Raw genomic sequence first — 19,247 nt, 5'->3', positions numbered from 1 at the left:
TGCTGACGCGCGCGGAAAGGGTTACCGGCCTTCGGCGGTCGCTGCACCCCACTCGACGACTTTGAAAGAGTGCGGTCCCCGCATGCGGCAACCGACCGATCCTGACGAATCTGTGGAGGAACGACGGCAGGTGTCAGTCGGTAAGCGTCTCGGGCTCCACGCCGAGCACCTGGGCGACGGACTCCACCGTGATGGGACCGCTGCGCAGCACCCGCGGATGCGCGCCGGTGAGGTCGACGATCGTCGAGGCCGCCTGCTCTTCGGACGGACCGGCTTCGAGATACACCTCGACGAGCTCGCCGAGTTGATTGCGCGCCTCCGCGGCGGTGACAGCCGCTTGGCGCCCGGAGATGTTGGCGCTCGACACCGCTATCGGTCCGACGTCGCGCAAGAGTTCGATGGCGATGGGATGGTTTGGCATGCGCAGCATCACCGTGCCGTGCGCGTCGCCGAGATCCCATTGCAGCGACGGCGCCTGCCGCACCACGAGACTCAGCGCGCCCGGCCAGAACGCACGGATGAGTTCGCGTGCGCTGTTCGGAACGGTGTACACCAGGCCGTCGATGGTGTGCCAGGAGCCGACCAACACCGGGACGGGCATGTCGCGGCCGCGGCCCTTCGCCGAGAGCAGGGCGGCGACGGCGTCGCTGTCGAATGCGTCGGCGCCGATGCCGTAGACGGTGTCGGTCGGCATAACGACGAGGCGACCGCCCTTGAGAGCGCTGATCGCCGACGCGATGCCCGTCATCCGCTGCTCAGCGTCGGAGCAGTCGAACAGCTGTGTCACGAGGCCAGCCTCTCACGGGTCGCGGTGACGAAGCGCGGCCTGTCCGTCAGATCGTGGCGAGCAGTGATGTCTATGAATGCCCCTGTGCGGGTGAACGCTTCGACGGTGGCCTCGGAGGTGGTGTCGTCGTGCTCGACGGCGCAGCGGCCGCCGTCGAGCAGCCATCGCGCGGCGAGCTCGACGATGCGGTCGATGACCGCCATCCCGTCCGCGCCGCCGAATAGTGCGTGTGCCGGATCATGTTCGGCCACTTCGGGTTCCAGCGTGGCCCCGTCGGGAATGTAGGGCGGATTGGCGACGACGAGGTCGACTTGGCCGTCGAGTTCTGGCAGTAGACCCGGCTGAGTGACGTCGGCACTGACGAGTTCGACGGGCGTGCGTGCGACATTGCGGCGGGCGTATCTGAGCGCTTCCTCGGAGTCGTCGACGGCGATGACACGGGCGTCCGGCCAATTCCTCGAGAGGGCCAACGCGAGCGCGCCCGAGCCGGTGCAGAGATCGGCGATTACCGGTTGTGGCGAGAATTGCTGGGCCACAGCCCATTCCAGTAGCGATTCGGTTTCCGGCCGCGGGATGAACACACCTGGGCCGACGTGCACTGTGACGGGGCCGAATGCCGCGGTGCCGACGAGATGTTGTAGCGGCACGCGGTTTGCACGCTGCGCGACGAGCTCGTCGTAGCGATCGCGGAACTCGGGGCCGGCCTCGGCGAGGGCCAGACGGCCGCGCTCTGTGCCGGCCGCGTGCGCGGCGAGCAATTCGGCGTCGGTGCGCGGCGATCCGACTCCCGCCTCGGCCAGTGCGACCGCGGCGGCGTCGATCACGTGGCGCAAACTCATGCCTGTTGCAGCCTGGCTTGCTTGTCGGCAGCTGCGAGCGCGTCGAACAGCGCATCGAGATCGCCGTCAAGCACTTGGTCGAGGTTGTGCGCCTTGAAGTTGATCCGGTGATCGGCGATCCGGTTCTCCGGGAAGTTGTATGTACGGATGCGCTCGCTGCGGTCGACGGTGCGAATCTGACTGGCCCGGTCGGCCGATGCGTCTGCGCTCGCCTGCTCCTCGGCCAGTGCCTGCAGCCGCGCCGCCAGCACCAGCATTGCGCGGGCCTTGTTCTGCAGCTGGGAGCGTTCGTTCTGGCATGTGACGACGATGCCCGTCGGCAGGTGGGTGATACGCACCGCGGAGTCGGTGGTGTTGACGCCCTGGCCGCCCTTGCCCGACGACCGGTACACGTCGATGCGCAGATCGGACTCGTCAATCTGGACTTCCTCGACCTCTTCGGGTTCGGGATAGACGAGCACGCCTGCCGCGGACGTGTGCACGCGGCCCTGCGACTCGGTGACCGGGACTCGTTGCACGCGGTGCACGCCGCCCTCGAACTTCAGCCGCGACCAGACACCGTCGGCGGAGTCGCCCTTGCTCCTGATCGACAGCGTTGCGTCCTTGTAGCCGCCCAGGTCCGAGAAAGTCTCGTCGAGCAACGTGACGGTCCAGCCGTGACGCTCGGCGTAGCGGATGTACATCCGGGCCAGATCGGCGGCGAACAACGCGGACTCCTCGCCGCCCTCCCCCGACTTCACCTCGAGCACGATGTCGTCGGCGTCGTGCGGGTCGCGCGGCGCAAGCAGGTCGGTCAGCTGGGTGTCCAGCTCTTTGACGGTGGATTCGAGGTCGGGGATCTCGGCCGCGAACGATTCGTCGTCGGCGCCCAGCTCTCGCGCGGCGTCGAGGTCGCCGCGCGCGGTCTCCAGCTTGCGGTAGGTCGCGACGATCGGAGAGATCTGCGCGAACCGCCGGCCCACCTTGCGGGCCGCTGCCGGGTCGGCGTGCAGATTCGGGTCGGAGAGCTGGCGCTCGAGGTCGGCATGTTCGGTCAGCAACGCCTCAATCGCTGGCGCAGTTTCCGTCATGACTTCCTCCTTGCCGCCTTCCCCTCTTACGCAAACCGACGCCCGGCCTGCGCTCTCGCGACAGATCGGGCGTCGGGACGGTAGCTATTTGTCGTCTGCGCTTTCCGCAGCAGCCTTGCGCTTGCCGTAGCGCTTCTCGAAGCGGGCCACACGGCCGCCGCTGTCGAGGATCTTCTGCTTGCCGGTGTAAAACGGGTGGCACTGCGAGCAGACCTCGACGTGGACCTGTCCGCTCTTCTTGGTGCTGCGCGTGGTGAACGTGTTGCCGCAGCCGCAGTGGACCGTGGTCTCGACGTAGTCAGGGTGAATGCCCGATTTCATGGTTTCCTCTTCGATCGTGGACCCGGGTCGCCCCTCCAGGATTTGGAGGTATTCGGCGTGAACCGGAACCGAGGGTCAGCGGTCCATTATGCCAGTTCAACCGCCAGCAGCCTAAACGCGTCGACGGGCCTGGCTATTCCTCCGTCGAGCGTGGGGCCCATGGACGATTTCAGGCGATATTTCGTGCATATCGCCTGACGGTCGGCGTCATGGACGCACCTGAACAAATCGGCAGAAGTGTCTACCGTGGCACAATGCCCTGGTGACGAGCAGCACCGCCACCAGGAACGTCCGCGATCGCCTGATCGATGCGGCCGAAGTATGCCTGCGCGCCAAGGGAATTCGTGCGACGACCGTGTCCGAGGTGGCCGAGGTCGCGGGCGTATCGCGAGGTTGGCTATATCGCCACTTCCCCGACAAGGTCACCCTGCTGGGTGCTGCGATCGTGCGACTCAACGACGCGTACTGGTCGGAAGCGCACGCGATGCTCGAGCAGTTCGACGGCTTGGATCGTCAGATCGCCGCCGGTGTCCGCCATGGTCGCACCGCCTATGACGACCCTGGCGCGCTGCTGATCAAGCTGCGGATCGAGGAGCCCGACGAATTCGCGGCGTGTGCCGGCGCCGGCGTGCAGGGCCTGGTGCCGGATTTGGCCGACTTCTGGTCGCGCTATCTGATCGCGGCTCGCGACCGCGGCGAGATCCATCCCGAAACCGACATCGCCGAGGCGTCGGAATGGATTGCACGCGTGCTGCTTTCGCTCATTACCGTGCCCGGCGACACCCTCGATCCGACTGATGCCGACGCGGTCGCGGCCCACATGCGGCGCTACGTGATGCCCGGCCTGCAGGGCGACCCGAGAGCGTGATTTGGGCGCGCTAGGTTGCGCTCGGCGCGCCTAACCAACCACGCCCAAATCGCTTGTTAGTCGGAGTCCATGTTGCCCGGCGTGGTCTTGGAGACCTGCACCAGGAACTCGTAGTTGTTCTTGGTCTTGCGCAGCTGGCTCATCAGCAGGTCGATTGCCTGATGCGGATCGAGACCGCTCAGCACGCGCCGCAGCTTGTGCACGACAGAGAACTCATCCGGCGATAGCAGCAGCTCATCCTTGCGGGTGCCCGACGGGTTGACGTCGACAGCCGGGAAGACGCGCCGCTCGGCGATCTTGCGGTCGAGCTTGAGCTCGGCGTTACCAGTGCCCTTGAACTCCTCGAAGATGACGGTGTCACCGGTCGAACCGGTCTCCACCATCGCCGTGGCGATGATCGTCAGTGAGCCGCCGTCTTCGATGTTGCGGGCCGCGCCGAGGAACCGCTTCGGCGGGTACAGCGCTGTCGAGTCGACACCACCCGACAGGATTCGGCCCGACGCTGGTGACGCGTTGTTGTACGCGCGGCCCAGCCGGGTAATCGAGTCGAGCAGCACGACGACGTCCTTGCCCTGTTCGACCAGGCGCTTGGCCCGCTCGATCGCAAGCTCGGCGGCCTGGGTGTGGTCTGACGGCGGCCGGTCGAAGGTCGAGGCGATGACCTCACCCTTCACCGAGCGCTGCATGTCAGTGACCTCTTCCGGGCGCTCGTCGACGAGCACGACCATCAGGTGGCATTCCGGGTTGTTCTTCGTGATCGCGTTGGCGATGTCTTGCAGGATCGTGGTCTTACCGGCCTTCGGCGGTGACACGATCAGCGCACGCTGGCCCTTGCCGATCGGCATGATCAGGTCGATCACGCGGGTCGTCAGGCGCTCGGGCGTGGTCTCCAGGCGCAGCCGCTGGTTCGGGTACAGCGGGGTGAGCTTGGTGAAGTCCGGGCGCTTCTTGGCGTCGTCGACCGGCTTGCCGTTGACCGTATCGATGCGCACCAGCGGGTTGAACTTCTGCCGCTGGTTGGGCTGCTCGCCGTCCTTCGGCACACGGACGGCGCCGGTGATCGCGTCGCCGCGGCGCAGGCCGTTCTTGCGCACCATGTTCATCGAGACGTAGACGTCATTGGGGCCGGCCAGGTAGCCGGAGGTCCGGACGAACGCGTAGTTGTCGAGCACGTCGAGGATGCCCGCGACGGGCTGGACGACGTCGTCCTCGCGCAGTTCGGTATCGCGGTCGCCACCGCCACCCTCGCCGCCACGTTCGCGGCGCCTGCGGTCACGGAAGCGCCGGCCGCGGCGACCGCCACGCCCCTCGCCATCGTCGTCGGCGTTCGAGTTCGAGCCGCGGTTCTGGCCGCCCTGGTCGCCTTGCTGCTCGCCGCCTTCGGCCTTGGTGTCCGACTTGTCGGTCTTCGCCCGATTGCCGTCGGCGTCAGCCTTGCTCTGCTGGGCGGCGTCCTGCTTGGTCTGCTCGGAGCCGCCGGGCGCGCCGGTGTTACGGGAGGCGCTGCGGCGCTCGCGGCGCTGTTCCTTCACCTGTTCGCCTTGGTTCTGGTCTTCGGTGCCGTTGGCGGTGGCGCCGGTAGCGGTGGCGGTGTCGGTGTCGGCGGCAGTAGCGGTAGCGGTGTCGGTAGCGGTGTCGGCCGTCGTGCCGTTGTCAGTGGCTTCGGCTCGCGGTTTCCCGTTGGATTCGCCGCGGCGCTCCTTGATGGCGGCGACAAGTTCGCTCTTGCGCATCCCCGAGGCGCCTTCGACGCCGATCTCCCTGGCCAACGCCCGCAACTCAGGCAGCACCATGCCCGACAGCGAGGCGGCGCGAGTGCGGGAGGCGGCATTGGCCGCCGGCGCGGTCTCCGCGGTGGGCGTCGTGACCGACGCGTCTGTGTCCGCGGTAGACGAAGTATTTGTATTCACGGTTTCCGGCAGCTCAACGCTTTCGTTGCTGCCGCCAGCCGTGATGAGGTCCGTTTCAGTCACGGATTTCCTTTCTGTCCCCCGCTGATCTACTCAAGCGAGGGTCCTGTTGCATTCAGCAAACGTGCTGAATGCGGAGGTCCCACCATTGCCTCTGCAACGGTGATCGCAGGGATTCGCCGGTGTACGGCGAACCGTCATCCACAAGAGGAATTGGTGATCGTCCTAGTGTCGGCGCAGGCTGAGACGCTGCGATTGCCGGACGACAGCGAGAATAGCCCGCTTCGCTGCTGGAAGCAAGAAACACCATGATTCGCGTGTGGCTCCTGTTGCGGGGCGTCAGTGCCTGGACGTCAACTCCGCACGGCCACGCCCGACGTCCACCGGACGCCGTCGCCAACAGCCATCTTGCTGACGATGAACCCATTGGCGGAGCCGTACTCCAGAGCCTCTGCGGGCAGTTCTGGCTGGGGACTCAACGCGATGACCGCAGGACCTGCCCCGGATAACACTGCTGCAACTCCACAACGCCGCAATATCCGCAGGTATTCCGCCGACGCCGGCATCGCAGTGGCCCGCTGCGGCTGGTGCAGGACGTCTTCTGTCGCTTCCATGAGCAGTTCGGGCCGCTCAGTCAGCGCGACGACGAGCAACGCCGCGCGGCTCACGTTGAATCGGGCGTCGGTATGGCTGACCTGCTCCGGGAGCAGCACGCGGGTTTCGGCGGTCGACGAGCGCTCCTCGGGGATTGCCGGGAACAGGTGGATGTCGGGGTGCAGCCGCAGCGGTGTCGCCGCATAGCGCGGCAGCACACCTTCATGCTCGGTCCACGACACCACCGCGCCGCCCAGCACGGCGGCGGATGCGTTGTCTGGGTGACCCTCGAACTCAGAGGAGAGCTGGATCAGTTCGTCGTTTGTCAGCGGTTTTGACTCAGTTTGGGCCACAAGGCCGTTCACTACGGCGAGGCCGCCGACGACGGCCGCGGCCGACGAACCCAGCCCACGAGAATGTGGAATCGCGTTGTGGCAGCGGACATTCAGACCAGATGCGGCTACGCCGGTAGCCTGCAGTCCGTGTTCGATTGCCCGCACGACGAGGTGCGAGGAATCCAACGGAACCTGGCCCGCGCCTTCGCCTCCGACTTCGACCGTGAGGCCGGATTCGGTTGTCTCGACGACGATTTCGTCGTACAGACTCAACGCTAAACCCAGACTGTCGAAGCCGGGACCCAGATTGGCGCTGGAGGCCGCGACGACGGCAGTGGCCGTCAGCCCGGCCGGAAGAGTCTGGACCACGTCGTTAGACCAGTCCCAGTTTCTCAACGACTGCGACGGGATCAACCGGCACAGGAGTGACGGTCGGCATGCCCTTGAGTGCGGTGTCGGGGTCTTTCAGTCCGTTGCCGGTCACCGTGCAGACCACGGTCGAACCCTTGGCCACCCAGCCGTCCTCGATCGACTTGAGCAGGCCGGCGATGCTGGCCGCCGAGGCTGGCTCGACGAACACGCCCTCCGTCCGCGCCACAAGGTGATATGCGGCCAGGATCTCTTCGTCGGTAGCGGCCAGGAAACGGCCATTGGACTGCTGCTGCGCCTCCACGGCCGTCGTCCAGGACGCCGGCGAGCCGATCCGGATCGCGGTGGCGATGGTCTCCGGTTCGGATACCGGCTGGCCCAGCACCAGCGGCGCGGCACCCGCGGCCTGCGTGCCCAGCATCCTGGGCAGCCGATCCGAGAGGCCGTCGCGGTGGTACTCCTTGTAGCCCTTCCAGTACGCGGTGATGTTGCCCGCATTGCCGACGGGCAGGGAGTGCACGTCGGGCGCCGTGCCCAGCACATCGACGATCTCGAACGCCGCGGTCTTCTGTCCCTCGATGCGAAACGGGTTGACCGAGTTGACCAGCGAGATGGTCGGGAAGTCGGCGGTGAGCTTGCGCGCCAGCTCCAGACAGTCGTCGAAGTTACCGTCGATCTGGATGATCTTCGCACCGTGCATGACAGCCTGTGCGAGCTTGCCCATCGCGATCTTGCCCTGCGGAATCAGCACCGCACAGGTGACGCCGGCTCGCGCCGCATAGGCCGCTGCCGACGCGGAGGTGTTACCCGTGGACGCGCACAGCACGGCCTGCTGGCCGCGGGCCACTGCTTCGGTGACGGCCATCGTCATGCCACGGTCCTTGAACGAGCCCGTCGGGTTCAGCCCTTCGACCTTGAGATGCACTGTGCAGCCGGTGTATTCGGACAGCCGGAGGGCGGGCATCAGCGGAGTTCCGCCCTCGAGCAGGGTGATCGCCGTCCAATTGTCCTCGACCGGGAGCCGGTCGCGATAGGCGGCGATCAGGCCTGGCCAGGGCTGGTGCACGGCTTTGGGGAGAGTGCTCAATCGCTGGTTCCTTCCATGCGAAGAACGCTGTTGACGCTCTGCACGACGTCGAGGTCGGCCAGCGCCGCAACGGTTTCCGAGAGCGCGGCGTCGGTGGCCTGGTGGGTGACGACGACGATGCGGGCGCCGCAGCGCTGACCGCCTTCGTCGACCATGCCCTCCTGGCGCACTTGGGCGATGCTCACCTCACGCTTGCCGAATTCGGCTGCGACAGCGGACAACACGCCGGGCCGGTCGGCGACGTTCATGTTGACGTAGTAGCGGGTCGGGATGAAGCCGATCGGTGAGATGGGCAGCTTGGCGTACTTCGACTCGCGTGGGCCGCGGCCGCCTTGGACACGGTTGCGTGCCGCCATGACGACGTCGCCCATCACCGCCGAGGCGGTCGGTGCTCCGCCGGCGCCCTGACCGTAGAACATCAGCCTGCCCGCGGCCTCGGCCTCCACGACGACGGCGTTGAAGGCGCCGTTGACGGCGGCCAGCGGGTGGTCCAGCGGTACCAGCGCGGGATAGACGCGGGCCGAAACTCGTTGCTGGCCCTCGTCGGTGGTTATTCGTTCGCAGATGGCGAGCAGTTTGATGGTGCAGCCAAGCGCGCGGGCGGACGCGAAGTCGGCGGCCGTCACTTTGGTGATGCCCTCGCGATACACGTCGTCGGCGGTGACCCGGGTATGGAACGCGATCGATGCCAGGATCGCGGCCTTGGCTGCGGCGTCATAGCCCTCGACGTCTGCGGTGGGATCCGCTTCGGCATAGCCAAGCGCACTCGCGTCGGCGAGGGCGCTGGCGTAGTCGGCGCCCGTGCTGTCCATCTCAGAGAGGATGTAGTTGGTGGTGCCGTTGACGATTCCGGCCACGCGCAGCACCGTGTCCCCCGCCAACGACTGGGTCAGCGGCCGGATGACGGGAATCGCACCGGCGACGGCGGCCTCGAAGTAGAGGTCGACGTGGGCATGTTCGGCGGCCTGCGCGAGTTCGCCAGTGGACACCGACATCAGCGCCTTGTTGGCGGTGACGACAGACTTGCGCTGTTCGAGGGCGGACAGGATCGCCTTGCGGGCGGGCTCGACGGGGCCCATCAGCTCGACGACGATATCGACGTCGTCGCGGGACACCAGTTCTTCGATGTTGTCGGTAAGCAGTTCGACGGGCACACCGCGGTCGTCGGCCACGCGGCGCACGCCGATTCCTCTGAGTTCCAGCGGAGCGCCGATGCGCGCGGTCAGGTCGCTTGCGTCGTCCTCGATGATGCGGACGACTTCGCTACCGACGTTGCCGAGTCCCAATACCGCTACACCGATGGACTTTTCGTCGTTGCTCATGCCTCGCCTCCCGCTCGCTCCGGTCCTCGCTCGTTCCTCACTCGCGGTCGCCTTCGGGCCTTCATTCTGTTACCTCCAGACTGAGCAGATCGTCGACCGTCTCCCGGCGCAGAATCAGGCGGGCTCGCCCGTCGCGCACAGCCACCACAGCTGGGCGGCCGATCAGGTTGTAACGGCTTGACATGGAATAGCAGTACGCGCCGGTGGCCGCGACGCCGAGCAGATCACCCGGCGTGACATCGTCGGGCACCCACGCGTCTTTGACGACGATATCGCCACTCTCACAATGTTTTCCGACAACTCGGGACAGCATTGCAGGCATTTCACTGACGCGTGAGAGCAGGCGGACGTCGTACTCGGCACCGTAGAGCGAGGTGCGGATGTTGTCGCTCATGCCACCGTCGACGCTCACGTAGCGTCGCTGCGCGGCCGGACTGACCGCGACATCCTTGACGGTGCCGACTTGGTACAGCGTGATGGTGCCGGGACCGGCGATGGCGCGGCCGGGTTCCACGACGAGTCGCGGCGCGGGCAGGCCGACTGCGGCGGACTCGTTACTGACGATGGCGCCGAGCTTGGCGGCAAGGTCCTGCACCGGTGGCGGATCATCCTGCGGCAGATAGGAAATGCCAAGGCCGCCACCCAGGTCGATGATCTTGAGCTGACTGGTCTTGTCGACACCGAACTCCGCGACAACGTCACGTAGCAACCCGATCACCCGGTGAGCGGCCAACTCGAAACCGTCGACGTCGAAGATCTGCGAGCCGATGTGACTGTGCAGGCCGACGAGGCGCAGATGGTCGGTGGCGAAAACGCGACTTATCGCCGCGATGGCGGCGCCGCTGGCGAGCGACAGCCCGAACTTCTGGTCTTCGTGGGCGGTGGAGATGAACTCGTGGGTGTGTGCCTCGACGCCGACAGTGACCCGGACGAGGACGTCCTGGACGACGCCGGCGGCACCGGCGATCTCGTCGAGGCGGTCGATCTCGGTCATCGAGTCGAGCACGATGTGACCGACACCGGCTTTGACTGCGGCGGTCAGCTCGTCGACGGACTTGTTGTTGCCGTGCAACGCAATACGTTCGGGCGGAAAGCTGGCGTGCAGCGCGACGGCAAGCTCGCCGCCGCTGGCGACGTCGAGCGATAGGCCTTCCTCGTTGATCCAGCGCGCAACCTCGGTGCACAGGAACGCCTTCGCGGCGTAGTGCACATTGTCACCGCCGCCGAAGGCTTCGGCGATTTCGCGACAGCGCGACCGGAAGTCATCCTCGTCGATGACGAAAGTGGGCGTGCCGAACTCGGCGGCGATATCGGTGACGCGTACGCCGGCAATCGACACCACGCCGTCGTCGCCGCGAACGGCATTGCGGGGCCAGACATTCGGAGCGAGTCGGAGCACGTCGGCCGTGGACTGTGGCCGAGGCGGGGCGCCGCCGTGGTGAATCTCCTCAGCGTGCCTGGGCCCGGCGGGATGAGCGATCACATCCGCTCCGGGGCGGTGACGCCGAGAATGCCAAGGCCGTTGGCGATGACCTGGCGGGTGGCCTGACACAGCGCCAGACGTGCGGCGTGCAGTTCGTTCGGCGGCTCGTCGCCTTGGGGTAGCACGCGGCAGGAGTCGTAGAAGCGGTGGTAATCGCCGGCCAAGTCTTCCAGATAACGGGAGACGCGGTGCGGTTCGCGCAGGGTCGCAGCGGTTTTGAGCACGCGGGGGAACTCGCCGATATTGCGGATCAGCGTGCCCTCTTTTTCGTGCGTGAGGAGATCGAGGTTCTCGGTGCTTCCGATGATGCCGAGTTCGGCGGCGTTGCGGGCCAGGGCCGACAGCCGGGCGTGTGCGTATTGCACGTAGTAGACGGGGTTTTCGTTGGACGCCGACGACCACAGCGCCAGGTCGATGTCGATCGGGGTGTCGACCGACGAGCGGATCAGCGAGTAGCGGGCGGCGTCGACGCCGATGGCCTCGACGAGGTCGTCGAGCGTGATGACAGTGCCGGCACGCTTACTCATCCGGACGGGTTGGCCGTCGCGGACGAGGTTGACCATCTGACCGATCAGCACTTCGACGGTGGCGGGATCCTCACCGAGAGCGGCGGCGACAGCCTTGAGCCTGGCGATGTAGCCATGGTGGTCGGCGCCGAGCATGTAGATGCACAGGGCGAATCCGCGCTGGCGCTTGTCGAGGTAATAGGCGATGTCGGCGGCGACGTAGGCGGGCTGGCCGTCGCTCTTGATGACGACGCGGTCCTTGTCGTCGCCGAAGTCGGTGGTGCGCAGCCAGACTGCGCCGTCCTTTTCGTAGATGCTGCCGGCTTCGCGAAGCTTGGCGATGGCTTGCTCGACGCGCCCGGAGCTGTGCATCGAGTCTTCGTGGGTGTAGACGTCGAAGTCGGTGCCGAAGTCGTGCAGTGACTGCTTGATGTGGGTGAACATCAGGTCGACGCCGATGGCGCGGAAGGTCTCGCGCATTTCGTCGTCGGGCAGGCTCAGCGCGTCGGGGTCCTTGGCGAGCACCTGGGCGGCGATGTCTTTGATGTAGTCGCCCGCGTAACCGTCGTCAGGGGTGGGTTCGCCCTTGGCGGCGGCGATCAGGGAGTTGGTGAAGCGGTCGATCTGGGCGCCGTGGTCGTTGAAGTAGTACTCGCGTACTACTTTGGCGCCTTGGGTGGTCAGCAGCCGTCCGAGGGCGTCGCCGACGGCGGCCCAGCGTGTCCCGCCGATGTGGATGGGCCCAGTCGGGTTGGCGGAGACGAACTCGAGGTTGATGTTCTGGCCGTTGAGCGTCTCAGAGTGGCCGTAGTCAGGGCCGGCGTTGATGACGTTGTTGACGATGACGCCCTGGGCTGAGGCCTCGATGCGCAGGTTGACGAAGCCGGGGCCGGCGACGTCCGCGGAGGCGATGCCATCTTGGGCGGCCAGCGCTGCGGCAAGCCATCCGGCCAGCTCACGGGGGTTCGCGCCGACCTTCTTGCCGAGCTGAAGGGCCAGGTTGGTGGCGTAGTCGCCGTGCTCGGGATTGCGCGGACGTTCGACGGTGACGGTCGCCGGCAGGGCCGAGGTGTCGAGGCCGTGCTCGGTCAACACCGCGGAGGCGGTGGACTTGAGCAGCTCGGCCAGGTCGGCGGGGGTCACGAGGGTCCATCCTATGGTCTGGGGTGGTCAGCCCCCGAATCCATTCCTTGCGGCAGACGGTCATGCGGATGCGTTAGGCTGTCCCCTGCTTGTCAATGCCCGATCGGCGCATGTCTCTTCTCGATGCGCCCCCGTAGCTCAGGGGATAGAGCGTCTGCCTCCGGAGCAGAAGGCCGCAGGTTCGAATCCTGCCGGGGGCACCACCGCGTTCTAGCAGCTCAGAGGCGCTTTCTGCGGTAAGCCACCAGAGCACCCGTGCGATTAACGTGCTATACCTTGGCGAGCTCTCAACGCCCCGGCAAACCCTTTAGCGGCCAGGTGGCGCGCCGCCTAGTGGCCTGACGGCATGTTGACCACGACGTTGGTCGTCTGATTGATGACGTTGGTCGTCTGGTTGAAGATCTCGATGACCTGCTGGTGCGAAGGTTGCTCGCCGTGGACGATCTGGTAGACCGTCAGCAGCAACTGCAACGTTTGCATGATCGCCATGTAAAAGTTGAGGACGAAGTTGATGTCCTGGGGGCTGCGACCTCGTATGTCGTTAGCCAGCTCTGGTGATGCCGATTCAATAACGGCGACCACCTCACCGGGAGGCGGGGACAGTTCGGCTGAACTTACTACTCCGACTTCAACGTGCGCCCGCAATTCGCCCTCGCCGGAGAATTGCGCGTGCGCATCGGCACGTCCCTGTTGGAAGGCGATGCGGAGGAGTTCGTCTAATCGCCCTTCCCCGAGCTGCTCACGGATTCTTCTCGCAACCAACTCTTCCAGGCGTTCAAAAGGTTCATCTGTCACTCTCGCTACCCTATCGAGGCCTGCCATCACGCCTCGTAGCGCGCTGGCCGAGGTGGAGGTGAGGCTTCCAGCTGGACGCCAGGCGTCTCAGAGCTTCTCGACGTCGACCCGCAAATCGGCCAGAAGCTCGTCACGGGTTCGGCCCCCGAAGTTCGCGAGCCGGTACTCCTCAAGCTCGTACGCCGCCGACAAGTACCAAGCAATCGGCTCGGCGAGTTGACGCAGGTTCTCCGGTGGACGTGACAGGACCGCAGGCTCGTAGAACATCGTGCATGCCTCGGCAACCCGGCTCAGATCGATGCGGGCGAGCAGGATCACCGCCCTGGAGCCCAGATACTGCGCGAAGATTTGCACGTCTTGGGTCGCTTTGTGCGCGCGCTCAGCATGCAGTCGAATCCATTCCACCGGAGACATCCCGCGATCGACGCGCAGGTCGGGGCTAATGCGCTCGCACAGGCTGCGGACGTGATCCAACGTCGCACGCAATTCACCCTTCACAATCGCCATGTCTTCCGGCGTCTGCGGGTGGGGATCTCCGACGCGGGCCAACCTATTGAGTTCCATTATGAGCCCGCGTGATTCGTCGAATACGCGCCACAACAACACCTCGATACCCTGGTAGACGTTCGCGCGGTCACGCAACAACGGCAGGCGAACTATCAATAGGTAGAACGCATACGCACCGATATATGCGATGGCCAGGTCGTATAGGAGGTCACCCCAACGTGCCCCATTCGGAAACCGCTCGGGAATGTCAGCGAGGAAGACGTGCTGTAAGAAGCCGCACGCCAAGGCTATTGCTCCAATCGCCAATAATCCTCGGTTCAGCCACTTTTCAAATCCGCTGATGTACCGGAAGCTCCACATCCATCAATGGTGCATGGAACGCGTCCCCCGGCACTCGATGCCACGCTGAGCGTCTTCACATCCCCTGGTGTTTCGCGTAGTTGTCGAGGTCCGCCCTGCCGAGCAGATCCCGTCCAATCGGACGCCCCACATCGAGTCGGCGCGCCCACGGGCCGTCGACCCACGAGGCCCGACGGGCCACACGATCGAGTGCTGGTCGAGCACACACCGGGGTGGTCGGACATCGCCGAGTCCACGATGACCGGCTGGCCCAGCGGCCGCCATGGCGCCGATTCTGTGGCCCACGTTTTACCGTGCGCAACCGCTCCAGAGTGTGCGCACCGCATCGTCTTTCCCCTACTAGGCATGCGGAGTAGCGTCGACGTTTATCCGGTCCGTCCTCGGACCGAGGGCGGACCGACCTCCTCGTATCGGGAGACGGTCGATGTCCAAGAATCTGAAGAAATTGGTGGCCGAAGCCGTGATCGCCGGCGCGCTCTCCTTGACTGCCCTCGAGATGGGTGTAGGTGTGGCGCAGGCCAAACCCCATGGGCCTGACATCCCGTGGATACCCGGGCCGGGGCACGGACATGGCTGGGATTGGGGGCCTGGAAACTGGGTGGATTGGCACCCGGGAAAGTGGGTGGACGTCGACATTGGAGACTGGATCCCGCCGTGGTGGTGGTTCGTACCGCCGCCGCCACCTCCGCCGCCTCCGGGTTATTACCCGGGCTATCCGGGCTACCCGGGCTATTGACTCGCTCCCATCGGTGGCGGCTTCAGACGCTGCGCCGCCCATCAAAGGGGCCTCTCTTAGGCGGCTGACGGTAGAGATTGGCCGCACAGTGCTGAGCCCGAAAGACGATGCACCGCATACAGTTTTCCGTATCCACCGTGGACAAAGCGATGGGCAACGCCCACCTCTTGCTGTCGAACCCGCGGACTCAGCCGCCGATCTTGAGCAGCTTTCGCCCGTCGCCGTCAGCAAGGGCGAGCAGGAACATCCGCGCGTAATTGGGGAAACGCGGGCCCGCGCGTCGGGACAAAGCGTCGGCGGTGACGTGCTGACCCCACCGGCCGTTGAATCCGCTCTTAGTGTCGGCGCTGGGCCACCACTTCTGTGTCGTGCGGTCCACAACGCAGTTGTAAGCCCTCGCACCGTCTTGCAACGGTTCGCGAGGTTTGCAGCGCCATTCCACGACGTCGGATCCGGCGTCAGGGACGTTCAGCCCCGTGGGTTTCACGGTCTTGCCGGCGCCCGCGCTTCCGGGCGGCTGGTCAGGATCGGCCGGACTATTCGGATTAGATTCCCCTCCGAAGGGTGCGAAAGCACGGCCCGGGTGATAGTGCGCCGCTTCGACCACGCAGGCGACCAAAGCCGCTGACGCTCCCAGGAAGCCGAACGCGCCGCCAGCGACCATCTTGGCCAACAAGGTGAGCGTGTCCTTGCCAGCGGAGACGATGGGATCGTCTCCGGGCTCGCTGGGTGGGGTCGGCGTGGGCACGTCCACCGTTCCGCACCATTGCGGTTGCTGACTCGGCGGGTAGGGGTCGACGCTTTGGGTACCAGATTTCGTGTACAGGCTGTGCGTCCCGTTCGCAACGAAGAGCCTCGGATGCCCGTCGGTGACTGAGGGATCACCGTCGGTCCACGATCCCACGACCATCGCGGTGTTCATGTCGTCATCGAATTGGTAAGGCGGATACGGCCCGCCGCCGCCCGGACGAGACCCTGTCCGCCCCAGGAACTTTGGGCTGAACGCCGCGCCGATACCCTCGCCGAGAACCGCCACGCACTGCCAGTCGCCCGCGTGCGACGACACTTCGCCCGCCTCGACGTTCCTACAGCTGTCCTTCTGGACCGATTGATCGTGCGCCGGGAAGAACAGGTAGTAGCACACCAGCGTCGGCTTGGTCAGCCGGTCGAGGAGCGGACTCAGGTCCACACCTGAAGTCGAACGGCCGATGGTGCGCAGCTGCTCGGTGTAAAAGACCTCGGCGTGATACCAGAACCGACTGGGTTCGAGATCGTTCTTATAGAGGTTCTCAATCGCATTGCGATCGCTGTAGAGATTGGTGGTTTGTCCGGTGACACCGTCTTCGTGCGCAAGATTGCGGTCCTTCCACCCGCCGAGCTCCAGGAACCGGAAATCGTTACCGGCGCCGAGTTCCTCACCGAAGCGGAAGTCGCCGGGCTCGCCGGGTACGGCTGCCAAGCCCTTCGCCGTCACCGTCGGCTGGCGTGGGAAAGGGTCACCCGGCTGGCCACCCCAAGCGTTCTTGTCGTCTCCGCCGGCCTGGGCGGTCCACAGCGCCGCATGTTCGACATAGCGTTTGGCATCGCTGGGGAAAAACTTCTCCTCGGGATGAAAGAACAACACCGGCGCGAAATTTTCGATCAATGTCAACGTGTCGTCCGTCGTCGGCTGAGCGCCGCCACCACCACCTGGTTCCCCACCGCTGGGTGGAGCGGCCTTGACCTCCAGAACCACGGCCGCTGCGGCCTGTGCCGAATCCCACGTCCAGCTGATCGCGCTGTTGGACGCCGCAGCATCCTCGGTCTGCAACGTGCCAGCCTTTGCAAACACCTCTGTGACGTCGAGCTCGTCGATCTCGGTGAATCCCGCGCCCGGTTCAACTGCGACGGCGCCCCCGCCCGCCGAGTCGACGCCGATGGCACCGACGGCGAAGTTGCGGGTTGGATCCGCCGATGTGGCCAGCGACGCAGTCAGTGATTGGCCGGTCGCAACAATCGAAAAGATCTGCGCGACTGCGGATTGGCCCTGGCCGACGCTGACGTCGACATCGCTGTACTCGAAAATCGACCAGGCGCAGAAGTCTTGTATCTCGCCGCCGAAGTCGATGACAGCGGCGCCCGCGATCGGCGCCGGTCCTGACGCCCGAAAACAGGTCAGCCGACGATTGTCGTTGGGACCATAGAGCACCGTTTTGGCCGTAACCCAGACCAGCCCATTGCCAGTCACCGTCGGTGTACGAGCAACTTGGTCACCGAAGATGGGTCTCGCGCTCGTGACGAATAGCAGGACCAGCGTATTGGAACCGGGTTGGAAGTTCTGGGTCTCAAAGGCCGGAGCGTCACCGGTTGAACTGCCGGACACCAGCTTTCGCCTCTGCATGAGCGGCCCTTTCGTTCAGCTTGGGTAGCGTCAGAACGACTCTGAGACGCTGAAGATGTCGGTGAACGCTGGGTCGCAATTCATCGGGAGCTGTTCCAAGAAGCCGTTGAAGCACGCATCGTTTTGCAGCGCCTGCCATGCGGCGATCTGCGCCGGGTTGAAACCCGCGCTACGGAGCAATCCGATGAGATCGGCTAGAACAGCAGGAATTTCGGCGAGCCTGCCCTCGGACCAGAGTTCTTGGTAGCGAGTTCGCAATTCCGCGAGCTGCGATTGGATGTCCGGTCTCGCCGCGATGTCGGCCATCACGCTGAACAACCCGCTCTGCAGCAAGTTGACGACTTGCTTCGCGCACCGAGGATCGGACTTCAACACCGCGTCCAGCTTGCGTGACCACTCGGCCCAGCAGCGCCCGACATTGTTGTCCACTGGGCGATCGACAAAGTTGTCGCCGATCAGATGGGGGTTCAATCGCCAGATCTTGATGTCGTCGATGCGTCCGGTGAGGCCGTTGTGGCCGGTCTTGTCGTTTCCGATGACGAGGCCCGAGGTGCCGGCAAGGAGACCGTCCCAGCGCTCGTCCCAACTCGCGACGACGTCGCCGTTGAACTCCACCAACACCCCGCCGGGATCGTATTGCAGAACCAGCGTCATCCACTCGCCGGGCGGCATCGGACGCGGCTCGCTGCCGCCCTCAGTCACGACACTCGAGTTGCCGTGTGCCTGGACAAATTCTCCGCTGAAGAATCCATCGCGCGTACCGAATCCGAAACTGTCGCCGGTGACCAGCGGTCCGCCGGCGCGGATCATGCCGGTCTCGCACACCATCTCGATTCGGATGCCGCCCAGCGGACTCCAGCTTTCCGAGGGCGGCACGCGGATCATGCTGGACGGTGAATCGAAACGGACCGCGCCAGAGCCAGGCCGCACGCCGTCGGTGAGAAAGTCGGAATTTGTGAGGTTTACTGGTTGGCCGTGGCTACGGCGGCTCGGCGAGTGGTCGAGAATGATGCCCGGCGTGCCGGCGTAGGTGTGGTGCAGGACAAGTTCCCATGGGTCAGCCATCCCACGCCTCCTGTAGCCGTTGTCTGCTATGCGACGCTCACGCGTCCGGGCTTCCGGCCTTGGCTACGCTAGACGATTGTCGACATTCATGATCAGGTATCGGCGCAACATTTTTCGGCGAGTCACGAAGACCTAACTGACCCGAGTTGAGGGGTTGTCCGTCTCGCCGTTCCCCACCCTCCAAAACCATGTCCGTGCAGAGGGTGCCGGTGGACGCGAGGGACCGGCACCCTCTGCGTCCGGCATCGTCGATTCCGTTGCCTTTAGCGCCTTTCCGATGCCTAGTACCGGACATCGCCGGGTGATGCGCAACGCGGCCGGCGCGATCGCCTCGGCAGGCCCGGACCATTCGTTGACCGAGCTACTGCTGGTCGTGACGGCCCAAGGCGGTAGCGCCTAGTGTTCGGCGACCGCCGGTGTGGGACACCTCGTCGGCTACGACAGCCCCTCACAGTTCAACCGCGAATACCGGCGCCTGTTCGGCTCCCCGCCCGATGTCCATCATCCCGATGATGTTGGCGTAGGTGACGCCCCGGTTGTCCAGTGCGGAGATGAAGTCGTATTGGTCCGCATTAGCCGGCGGGGCGAGGCCCGTGGCCGCCGCAATGACAGCGGCGGAAACGACAAGCCGCTTCATTGGTCAAACTCCTGTGATGCAGGAATTATTTGATGTTGCAAGAGAAATCGAGCGGATGCTCTTGCTGAAGGCCGCCCCCACTCCCCCCTTGGGGGCCGGCCACGCATCAGTGTCGCTGACAGAGTCCCATCGA

At 65.2% G+C, this 19,247-nt stretch carries 18 protein-coding genes and 1 tRNA gene; 4 read left to right on the top strand and 15 right to left on the bottom strand.

Going from position 1 to position 19,247, the window contains the following annotated elements:
• Window positions 1-133: 133 nt before the first annotated feature.
• From VJV41_RS12540 to rpmE, 4 genes are all read right to left on the bottom strand, one after another.
• The gene (locus VJV41_RS12540; protein ID WP_325334119.1) at window positions 134-787 is read right to left on the bottom strand and encodes an L-threonylcarbamoyladenylate synthase; all 654 of its coding nucleotides are present in this window, start codon (window positions 785-787) and stop codon (window positions 134-136) included.
• Window positions 784-1,626, bottom strand: coding sequence for a peptide chain release factor N(5)-glutamine methyltransferase (prmC, locus tag VJV41_RS12535; RefSeq protein WP_325334117.1), 843 nt, complete (start codon window positions 1,624-1,626; stop codon window positions 784-786). Before prmC ends, VJV41_RS12540 begins: the two co-directional genes overlap by 4 nt.
• A complete protein-coding gene (gene prfA / locus VJV41_RS12530) occupies window positions 1,623-2,696 on the bottom strand; it encodes a peptide chain release factor 1 (RefSeq protein ID WP_325334115.1) in 1,074 nt (357 codons plus the stop codon). Before prfA ends, prmC begins: the two co-directional genes overlap by 4 nt.
• A gap of 84 nt (window positions 2,697-2,780) precedes the next feature.
• The gene (gene rpmE, locus VJV41_RS12525; RefSeq protein WP_325334113.1) at window positions 2,781-3,017 is read right to left on the bottom strand and encodes a 50S ribosomal protein L31; all 237 of its coding nucleotides are present in this window, start codon (window positions 3,015-3,017) and stop codon (window positions 2,781-2,783) included.
• A 262-nt stretch (window positions 3,018-3,279) separates the two neighbouring features.
• Between rpmE and VJV41_RS12520 the strand changes: the two genes are divergently transcribed.
• Complete coding sequence (locus VJV41_RS12520) at window positions 3,280-3,885, top strand: TetR/AcrR family transcriptional regulator (RefSeq protein WP_325334111.1); 606 nt, start codon at window positions 3,280-3,282, stop codon at window positions 3,883-3,885.
• A gap of 56 nt (window positions 3,886-3,941) precedes the next feature.
• Here the strand turns inward: VJV41_RS12520 and rho are convergent, their stop codons facing one another.
• The 6 genes from rho to argS all read right to left on the bottom strand — a co-directional run bounded on the left by rho (window position 3,942) and on the right by argS (window position 12,634).
• A complete protein-coding gene (gene rho, locus VJV41_RS12515; RefSeq protein WP_325334109.1) occupies window positions 3,942-5,858 on the bottom strand; it encodes a transcription termination factor Rho in 1,917 nt (638 codons plus the stop codon).
• 290 nt (window positions 5,859-6,148) lie between these two features.
• Window positions 6,149-7,093, bottom strand: a complete 945-nt coding sequence (gene thrB, locus VJV41_RS12510) for a homoserine kinase (RefSeq protein ID WP_325334107.1) — start codon at window positions 7,091-7,093, stop codon at window positions 6,149-6,151.
• A 4-nt stretch (window positions 7,094-7,097) separates the two neighbouring features.
• Entirely contained in the window at window positions 7,098-8,180 is a 1,083-nt protein-coding gene (thrC, locus tag VJV41_RS12505; protein WP_325334105.1) for a threonine synthase, read from the bottom strand.
• Complete coding sequence (locus tag VJV41_RS12500; RefSeq protein ID WP_325334103.1) at window positions 8,177-9,502, bottom strand: homoserine dehydrogenase; 1,326 nt, start codon at window positions 9,500-9,502, stop codon at window positions 8,177-8,179. The genes thrC and VJV41_RS12500 overlap by 4 nt, the downstream gene beginning before the upstream one ends.
• 61 nt (window positions 9,503-9,563) lie before the next feature.
• The gene (gene lysA / locus VJV41_RS12495; RefSeq protein WP_325334145.1) at window positions 9,564-10,946 is read right to left on the bottom strand and encodes a diaminopimelate decarboxylase; all 1,383 of its coding nucleotides are present in this window, start codon (window positions 10,944-10,946) and stop codon (window positions 9,564-9,566) included.
• 35 nt (window positions 10,947-10,981) lie between these two features.
• Window positions 10,982-12,634, bottom strand: coding sequence for an arginine--tRNA ligase (gene argS, locus VJV41_RS12490; RefSeq protein ID WP_325334101.1), 1,653 nt, complete (start codon window positions 12,632-12,634; stop codon window positions 10,982-10,984).
• A gap of 127 nt (window positions 12,635-12,761) precedes the next feature.
• Here argS and VJV41_RS12485 point away from each other — a divergent pair.
• Window positions 12,762-12,837 (top strand) — tRNA-Arg (locus VJV41_RS12485).
• Window positions 12,838-12,964: 127 nt separating this feature from the next.
• On the opposite strand, the gene VJV41_RS12480 is transcribed toward VJV41_RS12485, so the two are convergent.
• The gene (locus tag VJV41_RS12480) at window positions 12,965-13,429 is read right to left on the bottom strand and encodes a hypothetical protein (protein ID WP_325334099.1); all 465 of its coding nucleotides are present in this window, start codon (window positions 13,427-13,429) and stop codon (window positions 12,965-12,967) included.
• An 87-nt stretch (window positions 13,430-13,516) separates the two neighbouring features.
• Window positions 13,517-14,296 (bottom strand): hypothetical protein, encoded by a 780-nt coding sequence (locus VJV41_RS12475; RefSeq protein ID WP_325334098.1) that lies wholly within the window; start codon window positions 14,294-14,296, stop codon window positions 13,517-13,519.
• Between the two features lie 424 nt (window positions 14,297-14,720).
• Here VJV41_RS12475 and VJV41_RS12470 point away from each other — a divergent pair, with 424 nt between their 5' ends.
• Window positions 14,721-15,032 carry a hypothetical protein gene (locus VJV41_RS12470; protein WP_325334096.1) on the top strand — a complete coding sequence of 104 codons (312 nt, stop codon included), beginning with the start codon at window positions 14,721-14,723 and terminating at the stop codon, window positions 15,030-15,032.
• Window positions 15,033-15,219: 187 nt separating this feature from the next.
• On the opposite strand, the gene VJV41_RS12465 is transcribed toward VJV41_RS12470, so the two are convergent.
• Window positions 15,220-17,412 carry a hypothetical protein gene (locus VJV41_RS12465; RefSeq protein ID WP_325334094.1) on the bottom strand — a complete coding sequence of 731 codons (2,193 nt, stop codon included), beginning with the start codon at window positions 17,410-17,412 and terminating at the stop codon, window positions 15,220-15,222.
• Between the two features lie 30 nt (window positions 17,413-17,442).
• Window positions 17,443-18,477, bottom strand: coding sequence for a LamG-like jellyroll fold domain-containing protein (locus VJV41_RS12460; RefSeq protein ID WP_325334092.1), 1,035 nt, complete (start codon window positions 18,475-18,477; stop codon window positions 17,443-17,445).
• 277 nt (window positions 18,478-18,754) lie between these two features.
• Between VJV41_RS12460 and VJV41_RS12455 the strand changes: the two genes are divergently transcribed.
• Window positions 18,755-18,877, top strand: a complete 123-nt coding sequence (locus tag VJV41_RS12455) for a hypothetical protein (RefSeq protein WP_325334090.1) — start codon at window positions 18,755-18,757, stop codon at window positions 18,875-18,877.
• A gap of 48 nt (window positions 18,878-18,925) precedes the next feature.
• On the opposite strand, the gene VJV41_RS12450 is transcribed toward VJV41_RS12455, so the two are convergent.
• Window positions 18,926-19,114, bottom strand: a complete 189-nt coding sequence (locus VJV41_RS12450) for a hypothetical protein (protein WP_325334088.1) — start codon at window positions 19,112-19,114, stop codon at window positions 18,926-18,928.
• Window positions 19,115-19,247: the final 133 nt, after the last annotated feature.

The organism is Mycobacterium sp. (assembly GCF_035274705.1).
Classification (GTDB): Bacteria; Actinomycetota; Actinomycetes; order Mycobacteriales; family Mycobacteriaceae; genus Mycobacterium.
The sequence above is the reverse complement of the archived record's forward strand: the minus strand, read 5'-3'. Positions and strand labels throughout refer to the sequence as shown.